Here is a 12,708-nt window from a genome sequence, read left to right on the forward strand (position 1 = left end):
ACTTCCTGAACAGCAGGCAAGGAGTGACCTTGATTCATCTCGCTAGAACATGTTTCACTGACCCTCGTGGATACCGCTTCGGCGCCCCCGCTCGCCGCCCCACTGGACATCGCCTTCGACTACACCCGCTCCCTCGGTCCGGTCCTGGGGCGATTCATGACCGGCCTCCGCGACCGTCGAGTGCTCGGCGCCCGCACCGCCGACGGCCGCGTCCACGTTCCCCCCCTCGAATACGATCCGGCGACCCACACCCCGATCACCGAGCTCGTTCCCGTCTCGCCAACCGGCACCGTGACCAGTTGGACCTGGACCGACCGACCGCTCGACGGGCAGCCCCTCGACCGACCGTTCGGCTGGGCACTGATCCGGCTCGACGGGGCCGACACGGCGCTACTGCACGCCGTCGATGCCGGCACCCGGGAGTCGATGCGAACCGGCATGCGGGTCCGCGTCCGCTGGGCCACGGAGCGATCCGGAGACATCCGCGACATCGCCTGCTTCGAGCCCGACCCGGGCCCGCCCCGCACGCCCGATGACACCACCAGCGGTGTACCCGGCACCAACGGCACACCCGGGGCCGGCAGCGACCCCGCCACCAGCGCTGATCCCGTGATCGGCATTGTGACTCCGATTCGGCTCTCCTACACGCACACCGCCTCCGCCGAGGAGAGTCGATACCTGCACGCGCTCTCCGAAGGACGGCTGCTCGGCCAGCGCTGCCCGGCCTGCCGCAAGGTCTACGTACCGCCCCGGGTCTGCCCGGCTGACGGGGTGCCGACCGAGGAGGAGGTGCCGGTCCGCGATCACGGCACGGTCACCACCTTCTGCGTGGTCAACGTTCCCTTCCCCGGACAGCGACTGGAACCGCCGTACGTGGTCGCCCAGGTCCTCCTCGACGGTGCCGACATCCCGATCCCCCACCTGATCATCGGCCAGGCCGGTGACGTCCGGATGGGCATGCGGGTGGCCGCGGTCTGGCGGGACCGGGCGACCTGGTCCACCACCCCGGAGAACATCGCGCATTTCCGCCCCACCGGCGAACCGGATGCGCCGTACGAGTCCTACCAGGAGCACCTGTGAATCCTGCCGTCGCCGTCATCGGCTTCGCCCAGGCACCCTGCCGACCCTCCGCGGGGACCACCAGTGGCGTCGAAACCCTCGTCCCGCTCTTCCACCAGGCCCTGTCAGCGGCCCACCTCGACCGCCGCGAGGTGGACTTCTGGTGCTCCGGCTCATCGGACTACCTCGCCGGCCGGGCGTTCTCCTTCGTCAACGCGATCGACGCGATCGGGGCGTACCCACCGATCTGCGAGTCGCACGTGGAGATGGACGCGGCCTGGGCGTTCTACGAGGCGTACGTCAAGATTCTGGCCGGAGAGGCGGAGACCGCACTGGTCTACGGCTTCGGCAAGTCCTCGGCCGGCCTGCTGCGCCGGGTGCTGGCACTCCAACTCGACCCATACGTGACCGCGCCGCTCTGGCCCGACTCGGTGAGTGTCGCCGCGCTCCAGGCCCGGCTCGCCATCGACGCCGGGGTCGTCACCGAGCAGGCCATGGCCGAGGTGGCGGCCCGCAGCCGGGCCGACGCCACCACCAATCCCTACGCCCAGGTGTCCGGGCAGCCCACCGTGGACGAGCTGGTCGCCACCCCCTACCTCGCCGATCCACTCCGGGCGCATGACTGCGCTCCCGTCTCCGACGGCGCCGCCGCGCTGGTGCTGGCCGCCGGCGAGCGCGCCCGCCGACACCGGGAGCAGCCGGCCTGGATCAGCGGCGTGGCGCACCGGGTCGACCCGCAGGGCCTCGGCGAGCGGGACCTGACCACGGTGCCGTCCGCGACCGCCGCGGCCGAGGCGGTGGCCCTACCGGCGGACCTCGACGTGGCCGAGCTGCACGCCCCCTTCACCCACCAGGAGCTACTGCTACGCACGGCGCTCGGCCTCGGCGACCGGGTCCGGATCAACCCGTCCGGGGGTGCGCTCTGCGGCAACCCCATGTTCTCGGCCGGGCTGGCGCGCATCGGCGCCGCAGCCGAACAGGTCATGACCGGCCAGGCCCGGCGGGCGGCCGGACACGCCACCAGCGGGCCGGCGTTGCAGCAAAACCTCATCTGTGTGCTGGAGGCAAGGTCATGAAACGAGCAGCCGTGCTGGGCACCGGGCAGACGCAGCACCAGACACGCCGTACCGACGTGTCGATGGCCGGGCTGTGCCGGGAGGCGATCGACCGCGCACTGGCCGACGCGGGCGTCGACTGGCCGCAGATCGACGCGGTCGTGCTCGGCAAGGCGCCGGACCTGTTCGAGGGCGTGATGATGCCGGAGCTGTTCCTCGCCGACGCGCTGGGAGCCGCCGGGCGCCCGCTGCTGCGGGTGCACACGGCGGGTTCGGTCGGTGGTGCCACCGGGGTCGTGGCGACCAGCCTGGTCCGGGCCGGTGTGCACCAACGCGTACTCGCGGTCGCGTTCGAGAAGCAGTCGGAGTCCAACGCGATGTGGGCGCTCTCCATCCAGCCGCCCTTCACCGCGCCCATCGGGGCCGGGGCCGGTGGCTACTTCGCGCCGCACGTCCGCGCCTACATTCGACGCTCGAACGCACCCGAGCACGTCGGGGCGATGGTCGCGGTAAAGGACCGGCGTAACGGTGCGCTCAACCCCAACGCGCACCTGCGCCAGCCGGAGATCACGCTGGAGTCCGTGCAGGCCTCGCCGATGTTGTGGGACCCGATCCGGTACGACGAAACCTGCCCCTCCTCCGACGGCGCCTGCGCGATCGTGATCGGCGACCAGGCGGCAGCCGAGGCGAGCGAGCGGCCGGTGGCCTGGATCCGGGCGACGGCGATGCGCACCGAGCCGACCTACTTCGCCGGCAAGGACCACGTGAACCCGAGGGCCGGCGCCGAGGCCGCCCAGGCGCTGTGGCAGGCGGCCGGGATCACTGATCCCCTCGCCGAGGTCGACGTGGCGGAGATCTACGTACCGTTCTCCTGGTTCGAGCCGATGTGGCTGGAAAACCTCGGCTTTGCCGAAGCCGGACACGGCTGGAAGCTCACCGAGTCGGGCGAGACCCGGATCGGTGGACGCCTGCCCGTCAACCCGTCCGGCGGCGTGCTCTGTTCCAACCCGATCGGCGCCTCCGGCATGCTGCGCTTCGCCGAGGCGGCCAAGCAGGTGATGGGACGGGCCGGCGAGCACCAGGTGGCCGGAGCGAAAACGGCACTGGGTCACGCGTACGGCGGCGGGTCGCAGTTCTTCTCGATGTGGGTCGTCGGCGACACCCCGGACCTCTAATCACAGGAACAGGTTCTAGTTTTTACTACCTCCATGATTCTCTACAGCATGCATTGTGTGCTTCAATTGATGTAACAGGTTCTACTTTTGAACGAAGCCGGTACCGATCGCCCGGCACGAGCAGAGGACGCCCGGGTGGCGGGAGACGGTCAACCATCGCCGAATCCCGGCGCTTCGCGGGAGACAACCCCGATGGGGAGGTCCAGATGAACACTTTCAAGATCCTGTTCCTCAGTGCAGCGATCGGCGTGGCGATCGCCGCCCTCGGCATCGCGGCCACCATGGCAGCCCTCAGCCCAACCGCCGCCGAGGTCGCGAGGGAGATGGCCAGCGAGGAAGACTCCGACCCCGCCGCCCCACCCGCCTTCTACGGCACCCGCTGACAGCTGCCCGCCGCTGCCGACCGGCAGCGGCAATCCACGGGCTACTCCAGCAGGACACAGCGGAGCCGCCTACGACTGCGACCGGATGGGCCAGCCGAGGAACCGGTCGAACAGGTCCGGTACGTCACCGGTGGCACTCGGGTTGAGTCGGTGCCGGTCTTCTATGGCCTCGTGGAGCAGGCCGGCCAGGTAGAGGAAGAGACTGACCCGGTTGTCGCGGTATTCGGCAACCAGAGCGAGCCGCGCCGGCCCGCAGGGCCAGGGCTGACCGCACTGTCGGCACAGCCAAAGTGGACGCAGCGGTAGATGCTCCGATGGCATCAGCCGGTTCACCTTTCGAACGCAATCTCCGGTACCGCTCACCGTCGTTCGCACTTCCGGGCTTGCTGTTCGAACACCATCCGCCACACGTGTGTCAGCAGAGGTTGATCGACTGCGTCCGACCGCATCGGCGGAGTCGCAGCAGTCCTCCGAGACAGCTCGCCTGTCATGGCGTACCGCGAGACGTACACGGTCATGATCGAACCTGGTCCGGTCCGGTCGCCACGAGAACCGGAACGAGTTCCTGCCGGAATGTCAATCCGCACTCTGACCCAACGGACGACACTGGTCCGCCCGATTCCGAGTGAGGCGAACTGTCGTCGGCAACGTGGTCACCGACATCAACTGGCTCCATCTTGCTCGCCATGCGCATTGGATCTCTCCGCATCATCTTGGGGCTTGGAGTGGCGCCGGGGCGGGCGGGCAGTGAGGACGGGCGGCCTTGCCGTGCCGCCTGGTGCCATCGGCCAGCACCCGCCCCGGGCCATACCTCTACGCAACCGTGGATCGTTGTGGGACTCCAGCGCGGGAACTGCGCAAAAGTGGCGCACCCAGTTGCGCGATGGCTGCTGAGCTGGATGAATGGACCGGAAAGCAACCACGGCGGAAGGAACGGCGCGTGGCGGGCAAGCGGCAACGACTGGCTCAACGCCGGAAGTTGATCGGGCTGAGCCAGGAACACCTGGCCGAAAAGCTCGGCGTCGATCGATCAACCATTGTCCGGTGGGAACGGGCGGAGACGGATCCACAGCCCTGTCATCGACCTCGGCTGGCCACAACTCTGCGCGTGTCGGTCGAGGAACTGGCCGATCTACTGGCCGACGTAGGCCGGCCGCCAGAACCACCGAACGAACGCCTCGAATATGTGCTGCGCTATCCACAACGGGTCGACCTGGTCACCGTGGCCTACTTGCGAGAATGCGTCCAGCGCCTCGACGAACGCTACGACCACACGCCCTCGACCCGCCTACTCGCCGACGCCGGACAGCTACACGGCCAGGTGCTCTTCCTTCGCCAGCACGCCAACAGCGGCGTTCAACACGCTTTGGCAGCAACTGTCGGCGAGTCGGCGACCCTGATGGGCCAGCTCGTCTGGGACGCCTCTCAGCGCCGCGAACACGCGGCCAGTGCGGCCTACTTCGAACAGGCGATCAACGCCGCCCAGGAAACGCGAGATTTCGTCACCGAGGGCAATGCACTGCTGCGGCAAAGCTTCCTCGCCCTCTACGGAACCGGGCAGCCTACCAAGGCGTTGGCGCTGACCAGCAAGGCTGCGCAGGTCAGCTGCGGCGACAGTGATGTCATCGCCGGGCTCGCCCACCTTCATCGCGCCGAGGCACACGCGATCCTCGGTCAGGACCGGGATTGCTCCAGAGCCCTAAGCCTGGCGGAGACGCACCTCCGCGCGGCCGACCAAAATGATCCGGCCAAAATCCTTTTCGCTCCCAGTCAGTTCGCACAGCTCGAAGGTTCCTGCTGGCTGTTCCTGAACAGGCCCGACAAGGCCCTTGCCGCGCTGCAGACTGCCCGGAAGTTCACCCACAGTCAGCGGAAATCCACTGCAGTCATTCTCGGAAACCTTGTCCTGGCCAGCATCCTCCGCCGGGACGTGGAGGCCGCGACCTCGTATCTACACCAGACCATCAATGTTATCGAGTTAAATCGATCCGGCGGTGGCCTCAAGCTGGCCTTCACCGCTGCCCAGGCCCTGCGCCCCTGGCGCGCCAAACCGGCTGTTCAAGACGTCAAGGACCGACTTCTCACCCTCATGACCAGCTAGGAGACGCAGCGTGACCACCCCCGGCGACCTCGACCACGCGAAACATGCCATCCGGCAACGCGTCTGGAATCTCCTCGAACGCAGCAACGCTGCCCCGTTCGGCGTGCATGGCCACATCCCCGACTTCGCCGGGAAAGAACAAGCCGCGGCTCGCCTGGCCCAGCGCGACCAATGGAAGAGCGCCAGCATCATCAAATGCAACCCCGACCGCGCCCAGTTGCCCGTTCGGGTGCAAGCGCTACACGCAGGCAAACTGCTCTACATGGCGGTACCGAAACTCGCCACGACCAAGCCGTTCTTCCTACTTGATCCCGCAGCCCTCACCGTGCCCTTCGAGATCGCCGCCACCAGCACCGGTGCTGCCGATGTCGCTCCCCTGGTCGGACCGCAGGAGATGCGCCCGGTGGACCTCGTTGTCTGCGGAAGCGTCGCCATCGGTCGACCTGACGGCGTGCGGATCGGCAAAGGCGCCGGCTACTCGGACCTCGAACTGGCCCTCCTCGCCGACGCCGGTCTCATCACCGGAAACACCACCATCGCGACCACCGTGCACGAACTGCAGGTCATTGACGACGCCCTGCCCCACGACAAGCATGACTTCAGCGTCGACCTCGCGATCACCCCTACGAGAATCTGGTCCTTCACTCCCGACCAGCCCCGGCCCGCCGGCATCGTGGCCAGCAAACTCCAACCCGAGCAACTAGAGACCATCCCCGCACTCGCCGAGGTGATCCGGCACCAAAACCCCGACCGGCGGAACTCTTGAGCACATCCCGCGAAGCGGGGCCGCCAGGGAAGAAGGAGTGGGAAGGTCCGGCGCGGCCCGACCGTCCCGTGGCCCCGCTCCCGCCCAGAAGCAGACACCCCTCAAGCCATGAACCGTCCCCGAGCCGACGAATTCTGGGGTGTGCTTAGCCCTGCGCGAATCGTCACACCGCCCTCCGACGCCATTGGTCAGGTACGGGAGCAGCCGCCGGACTCACGAGGCCCGACCACACCGTCGCCTACGCACAGGCAGGGTGCAACACCTTTCGCGCACACAGCCCGCAACGACCAGGTGCACCTATTCCTCACCGATCCTGGCGGACCTGACTGTCCGTCGAGCAACACTGCTTGGGGAACCAATGATCAAAGATTCGCAGTAACGCACGAGATCGCGAGACGGGTGCGTACGACCAGGTCGTGCAGGGCGCCCACGGCCCCCGGGTCTGCGGAGTCGGGCAGCGCCGACATGTCTCGGGCCGCCTCCAGCTCTGCGCGAAGCCGCGGCACGTCGGCGGCGAGTCGCGGCGCGGCGCCCGCGGGCAACGGTCCCTGCTCGGCCTCCCGCTTGGCGGCGATGAGGTCAGGCACGTATCGCAGCCCAGTCCCGAGCACACCGAGGTCGGTCTCGAGACGGCCGGTCCGCATCAGGTGGATCCCGGTAAGCAGAACGCGCAGCGTGTACAGCGCGGGTTTGAGCTTCCCGGTCTTGGCGTACAGATTCTGCTGGGTCGCCGCGAACCCGAGGTAGTGGTGCGCATGGTGCCGTACGTCTCAGCCACCCGCCGCGACAGGAACGCCTGCCGCGCCGCCAGCAACCGTTCCCCATCTGGGGTGATCGTCTCGACCAGCGGGGACCAGAGCACCTCCAGAACCGTCGGGTTGCCCTGCAGAGCAAGCAGGCAGAAACGTTCGAACTCCCAGGAGAACTGCTCCGCCGCTGGCCCGTCAACGTGGGTGGGCGGCTTGTCCAGGTGCCAGAACGCGCGGGTCGGTACCGCGAACACACCACGCCGGTCGTAGTCGGAATCCGGTCCGTGCAGTCCGTACGCCCGTGATCCGACCACGACGGCGAGGACGGTACGCCGCTCGACAAGCTCGATCACGCCCAGCGACGCTACCGGAGCATCACCCGACACTGCATGGTCTTTTCCCAGCGGGATCGGGCGTCGCTGCGGGTGTCGTCGCTGGCTAGCACGGGTTGAGCTTGTCATGAGGCTGGCACGGTGCACCTCACCCCCCAAACAGGTGACTCGCTGGGCGTCACCCCTGGTGGTTTGCCGATTCCGGTTGCCGACCCGCAGTCGGTGTTCGACACTTTCCTCACGTATCCGATTTGAGGGGTTTGACATGGCTAGGTGTGAGGTCTGCGGGAACGACTACAAGATGCCATTTCAGGTACACATGGCCAACGGCGATGTGCACACCTTCGACAGCCTCGAGTGCGCCAACCACAAGCTCGCCATGAACTGCGAGCACTGCCAGGTCAAGATCGTGGGCCATGGCATCGAGGTCTCCGGCCGCTTCTACTGCGGCACCCACTGCGCCCGAACCGAGGAGGGGTCCCTGGCCGCCGAGCTGCGCGGCACGTTGACGGCCCAGCCGGCCTAAGTGGGGCGGAAGGGGGCGGCACAGGTCTGGCCGCTCACGGTGGACCTCGGGCCACCGCGAGCCCAACCGATCCGCAACGCACGGACATCGTCCTGGTGCCACCCACAGGCGGCAGCCCCAGTAAACGAATCCGCGTGTGCCGCCGCCCCCATCACCGCCTACAACCACGACCGTCAACCTTGCCCCGACCCCGCCGGCTGGCACACACCGCGTCGGCTTCCGCCGGCCAGCGGAACACCGCCACCGGAATCCCACGGTCAGAGCAGTCGATCTCGTACCAGGTGACTGGACAACGTCGACAGGATCGCACCCAGCAGGCCGCTGCCCCAAGACCAGGCGGTAAGGATGTCACGGTGGCAAGCGCCGGTGGGGATCGCGCACACCCAACCCTGGCGAGTCCTCAACATCGCGCTGGTCGTGTCGTTCATCAGCTGGATCGACATCGGCGCAATCACCGTGATGTTGCCCTCCATCGACGAGGCGCTCGGCACCGACGACAACGTTCTCCAATGGGTCGTCTCCGGCTACTCACTGATGTTCGCGCTCGCCCTCGTCCCCGCTGGGAGACTCGGCGATGCCAAAGGCCGCCGTCACGCCATGCTCATCGGCCTGGCCATGTTCGTCGGAGCCAGCGCACTGGCAGGACTGGCCAACTCCGGCGCGGTGCTGGTGGTCGCCCGACTTCTCCAGGGCGCGGCGGCGGGCGTCCTCGCACCCCAGATCACCGCCCTCGTGGAGCAACTGTTCCGCCCCAGGGAGCGCGGACGCCCCTTCGGCGCGGTCGGTGCCACCTCCAACGCGGCCACCGCCATCGGACCACTGATCGGCGGCCTGGTCATCGCCGAGGGCGGAGTGAACCATGGCTGGCGGCTCGTCTTTCTGATCAACGTCCCGATCGGGATCATGGCGGCGATGCTCATCTGGCGCTTCTTTCCGAAGAAGCCGCTTCGCCGCCAGGCCGATCATCGCCACGACCTGGTCGGAACGCTGCTGCTCGCCCTCGGGATCATGTTGGTGATCCTGCCCGCGCTGCAATGGCAACAGTGGATGGGCTGGCTACCGTGGCTGTTGGTGCCAGCCGGGTTCGGTGTCCTCGTCGCCTTCCGATCCTGGGAAACCTCCACCATCCGGCGTCACCCACCGGTCTTTGACTTTCGCCTGTTCACCCACCGGCCGTACCGCCTGGGGCTGCTGCTCGGATTCCTCTTCTACGCCGGTTTCATCTCCCTACCCCTGATCTTCAGCTTCCACCTGCAGTACGGGCTCGGCACCAGTCCACTGAACACCGGCCTGACGCTCGCACCTCTCGCGGTGGGCTCCACCCTCGGCGCCGTGCTAGGCGGACGCTACGTCGGCCGGCTTGGCCGCGCCCTGCTGGTCATCGGACTCATCATCGTCCTGGCGAGCCTCGCCATCATGACCGCTCTCACCGGCCTGCAGGGGGCCGCCTTCTCGGCCGCGACCGCGTTCCCGCTCTTCCTCGCCGGAATCGGCAGCGGCCTCGTCATCACACCGAACAACACCCTGGCGCTGGCCCAGGTACCCAAGCCCGACGCCGGCAGCGCCGCCGGCATGTATCGCACCATGCGACAGATGGGAGCCGCGGTGGGGCTGGCGATGATCACCGCGACCCTGCTCGCGGCGGTGGCCGCCAACGACGGACGCTGGTCGACCGCACTTCGATACGCGCTCGCCGTGGAGGTCGGCATCATCGTCGCCGCCCTCCTCATCTGCCTCGTCGACATCGTCGGCGACCGCCGCGACGAACGGAAGCGCGCAGCCTAGAGCAACCGGTGGGCGCAGAGCGTGGAGCTCGTTCGGTTGCTGCCGTCGCGACCTCAGGAGGCCACCTGAGCGGCGGTTGCTGGTCCGGGCCCCCGGGACCGTCCCCGACGCACGAGCACGAACCCGACCCCGGCGGCGAGGAACCCCACCACCAGGATGCCGATCGGCAGGTAGCGACCGAACAGCAGCAACTGCGCCCGACCATCTCTGGCCTGTTCGATCACCGCGTCGGCGGTGGCGTCGTCGTACTGGAAGGTGGCGTTGAAGATGACCACCGGCGGCCCGACGTCGGGGACCAACTCGTGGTGCTGCTGGTCGCGGTAGCCCAGAATGCCACCGGTCATCGGCTCCACCCAGAGCGTGCGAGAGGCGCGGTAGCTCATCGTTGCGGTTGTCGCCTCCGGTGCCAGGAAGCCAAGCAGTTGGGCAACCGTCTCCTCGTCCATGTCGAGGCCCCGCTGCGGGATGGTCTGCTCGAAGCGGTACGTCTCCAGGCCAGCAACCTCCTCCACACCCTGGTACGGCATCGGCAACGACTGCTGCAGCGTGCTGTCGAAGTACTGGTAGGTCTGCTTCTTCGTATCGAAGGGGAACAGGTACAGCTGCCCGGTGTACGCGATATTCCCCGCCTTACACCCGGTGGCACCCAGGTCCTCGGCCGCTACGTCGTTGTAGCACTGGCCCTCCCACTCGGCGGCGGCGCCGGACACCCGGTCGAGGGCGATACGGCTCTCGGACCGCTCGACCGGCAGGTCGCGATCGACCCAGTCGGTTGCTTGATACACGTTCCAGATCAGGGTTTCGCCCGCGAGGCTTCCGGTGAGCTCGGCGGCGGTATCGTTGTCTGGTTTGATGCCGGTGGCCGAACGCAGAGTGCCGGTCTCGACGGTCACCGCGGGGTCACCGTTGGGCAGCGTCCGGGCGCTGACAAAGGTGGCTGATGGCGCGACTACCACGATGTCTGGTGGCGTCACATCATAGGGCACCTGCTTGATCCCCGGCACGATCAGCCATACCAGGCCCACGGCTGCGACAACACAGAGTAGCCCCAGACCGAAAAGAGCCGCGCCGATTTTCTGTCGCATCAGCACACCCTCCCTAGGTGAAACTTGTTCTAAATCTACTGCCACTTACCCAGCAAGGAAACCCCTCGGCAACACGTCTTTCGCCGTACCGTCATCTACTGGCGCCGATGCCCAGCCCCGCGTACGCTGACCAAGCACTTGCTTGGCCACATCGTGCCGGGAGGTCCCGATGATGCCGTCGATCCCAGCGGCCCTGCACCGGGCGGCGCGTGAGTTCAGCTCGGCGCCGGCCCTGGTGGAGCCCGGCGTAGCGCAGCTGAGCTACGCCGAGCTCCTCGCCGAGGTGCGGCGCGTGGCACAGGCCCTGATCGCCGCGGGGCTACGCCCGGGCGACCGGCTCGCGCTCTGGGCACCAAACTCGACACAGTGGGTGTTGGCCGCCCTCGGCGCGAGCTACGCAGGCCTCACCCTGGTGCCGGTCAACACCCGGTTCACCGGGATCGAGGCGCTCGACGTGATCCATCGAAGCGGTGCCAGCGGACTCGTCGTGGTGGACCCGTTCCTCGGCACCGACCGACTCGCCGCGCTGCGAGCCGCCGCGACGGCCGAGGGCAAACAGCTCCCCCGCCTGGTCGTGCGGGTGCCCTCCGGGTGGGAGGAGTTCGTGTCCCGGAGCGGGTCGGTTCCCGAACTGGAGGCCGACGCCCGCGCCGCCGCGGTCAACCCCGACGACCTGAGCGACATCCTGTTCACCTCGGGCACCACCGGGCGCAGCAAGGGGGTGATGAGCGCGCACCGGCAGTCGATGGCCGTGGCTGCCGCCTGGGCCGATATCGCCCGGCTGACCCCCGACGACCGCTACCTCGTGATCAACCCGTTCTTCCACAGCTTCGGCCTGAAGGCCGGCATCCTCGCCTGTCTGGCCAGCGGGACCGCCATCGTGCCGCAGGCAGTCTTCGACGTACCCCAGGCGATGGCCCTGATCGCAGACCAGCGGATCACCGTCCTACCCGGGCCACCCACCCTCTACACCAGCCTGATGGGTCATCCCGACGCTCGGCGATTCGACCTGTCGAGCCTGCGCCTGGCCGTGACCGGAGCGGCCACCGTGCCACCGGCCCTCGTCGATCAGATCCGCACGGAGCTCGGCGCGGACGTGCTCACCGCGTACGGGCTGACCGAGGCGGTGGTCGCCACGATGTGCCGGCCGGGCGACGACGCGCAGACCGTGGCGCAGACCTCCGGAAGCGCAGCGGCCGGATTCGAGCTCCGCATCGCTGACCCGGGTGGCGAGGTGCTGCTGCGGGGACCGAATACGATGCTGGGCTACCTCGACGACCCGGCCGCCACCGCGGCCGCGATCGACGGCGAGGGGTGGCTACACACCGGCGACATCGGGCACCTTGACGAGCGCGGCTACCTGACCATCACCGACCGGCTCAAGGACATGTACGTCTGTGGCGGCTTCAATGTGTACCCGGCTGAGGTCGAGCGCGCACTCGCGCAGCTTCCGGGAGTGGCCGAGTCCGCGGTGATCGGCGTGCCCGACCCACGGCTCGGCGAGGTCGGGAAGGTCTACCTGACCTGCCACCCGGGTCACTCCCTCAACGCAGCTGAGGTGATCGAGTTCTGCCGGAGCCGACTGGCCAACTACAAGGTGCCGCGGTCGGTGGAGGTCCGGTCCGAACTACCGCACAACGCCTCCGGCAAGGTCCTCAAGTATCTGCTCCGCGCGGAGAGTTGACAGCTGCC

12 protein-coding genes and 1 pseudogene are annotated in these 12,708 nt (G+C 67.8%); 9 read left to right on the top strand and 4 right to left on the bottom strand.

The genetic code is table 11. The annotated features are described in order from the left end of the window. The first annotated feature begins 66 nt into the window (after positions 1–66). From H0524_RS06015 to H0524_RS06030, 4 genes are all read left to right on the top strand, one after another. Positions 67–1,080: a Zn-ribbon domain-containing OB-fold protein gene (locus H0524_RS06015; RefSeq protein WP_180197757.1), complete on the top strand. Its 1,014-nt coding sequence runs from the start codon at positions 67–69 to the stop codon at positions 1,078–1,080. After that, positions 1,077–2,135, top strand: a complete 1,059-nt coding sequence (locus H0524_RS06020; protein ID WP_018215815.1) for a thiolase domain-containing protein — start codon at positions 1,077–1,079, stop codon at positions 2,133–2,135. The genes H0524_RS06015 and H0524_RS06020 overlap by 4 nt, the downstream gene beginning before the upstream one ends. Beyond that, positions 2,132–3,289, top strand: coding sequence for a thiolase domain-containing protein (locus H0524_RS06025; protein ID WP_180197758.1), 1,158 nt, complete (start codon positions 2,132–2,134; stop codon positions 3,287–3,289). The genes H0524_RS06020 and H0524_RS06025 overlap by 4 nt, the downstream gene beginning before the upstream one ends. A 206-nt stretch (positions 3,290–3,495) precedes the next feature. Continuing rightward, positions 3,496–3,672: a hypothetical protein gene (locus H0524_RS06030; RefSeq protein WP_018215817.1), complete on the top strand. Its 177-nt coding sequence runs from the start codon at positions 3,496–3,498 to the stop codon at positions 3,670–3,672. A gap of 69 nt (positions 3,673–3,741) precedes the next feature. On the opposite strand, the gene H0524_RS06035 is transcribed toward H0524_RS06030, so the two are convergent. Together H0524_RS06035 and amcA are read right to left on the bottom strand one after the other, a co-directional pair. Continuing rightward, positions 3,742–3,993 carry a hypothetical protein gene (locus tag H0524_RS06035; protein WP_050565345.1) on the bottom strand — a complete coding sequence of 84 codons (252 nt, stop codon included), beginning with the start codon at positions 3,991–3,993 and terminating at the stop codon, positions 3,742–3,744. Positions 3,994–4,031: 38 nt separating this feature from the next. Beyond that, complete coding sequence (amcA, locus tag H0524_RS25265) at positions 4,032–4,190, bottom strand: multiple cyclophane-containing RiPP AmcA (protein ID WP_304610799.1); 159 nt, start codon at positions 4,188–4,190, stop codon at positions 4,032–4,034. 365 nt (positions 4,191–4,555) lie between these two features. On the opposite strand from amcA, the gene H0524_RS06040 reads away from it, so the two are divergent. Next, complete coding sequence (locus H0524_RS06040) at positions 4,556–5,773, top strand: helix-turn-helix transcriptional regulator (protein ID WP_218941495.1); 1,218 nt, start codon at positions 4,556–4,558, stop codon at positions 5,771–5,773. A gap of 10 nt (positions 5,774–5,783) precedes the next feature. Continuing rightward, complete coding sequence (locus H0524_RS06045) at positions 5,784–6,539, top strand: 5-formyltetrahydrofolate cyclo-ligase (RefSeq protein ID WP_180197759.1); 756 nt, start codon at positions 5,784–5,786, stop codon at positions 6,537–6,539. Positions 6,540–6,901: 362 nt separating this feature from the next. Here the strand turns inward: H0524_RS06045 and H0524_RS06050 are convergent. After that, a pseudogene (locus H0524_RS06050) lies at positions 6,902–7,641 on the bottom strand (DNA polymerase beta superfamily protein). A 244-nt stretch (positions 7,642–7,885) separates the two neighbouring features. On the opposite strand from H0524_RS06050, the gene H0524_RS06055 reads away from it, so the two are divergent. Further along, positions 7,886–8,146: a Prokaryotic metallothionein gene (locus tag H0524_RS06055; RefSeq protein WP_255435802.1), complete on the top strand. Its 261-nt coding sequence runs from the start codon at positions 7,886–7,888 to the stop codon at positions 8,144–8,146. 345 nt (positions 8,147–8,491) lie between these two features. Further along, the gene (locus H0524_RS06060) at positions 8,492–9,931 is read left to right on the top strand and encodes an MFS transporter (RefSeq protein ID WP_180197760.1); all 1,440 of its coding nucleotides are present in this window, start codon (positions 8,492–8,494) and stop codon (positions 9,929–9,931) included. Between the two features lie 53 nt (positions 9,932–9,984). Here H0524_RS06060 and H0524_RS06065 read toward each other — a convergent pair whose 3' ends face one another. Beyond that, positions 9,985–11,016, bottom strand: coding sequence for a DUF3068 domain-containing protein (locus H0524_RS06065; RefSeq protein WP_180197761.1), 1,032 nt, complete (start codon positions 11,014–11,016; stop codon positions 9,985–9,987). A gap of 169 nt (positions 11,017–11,185) precedes the next feature. On the opposite strand from H0524_RS06065, the gene H0524_RS06070 reads away from it, so the two are divergent. After that, entirely contained in the window at positions 11,186–12,700 is a 1,515-nt protein-coding gene (locus H0524_RS06070) for a FadD3 family acyl-CoA ligase (RefSeq protein WP_180197762.1), read from the top strand. Positions 12,701–12,708: the final 8 nt, after the last annotated feature.

Origin of the sequence: Salinispora sp. H7-4 (assembly GCF_013416675.1) — a bacterium.
Lineage (GTDB): Bacteria > Actinomycetota > Actinomycetes > Mycobacteriales > Micromonosporaceae > Micromonospora > Micromonospora vitiensis.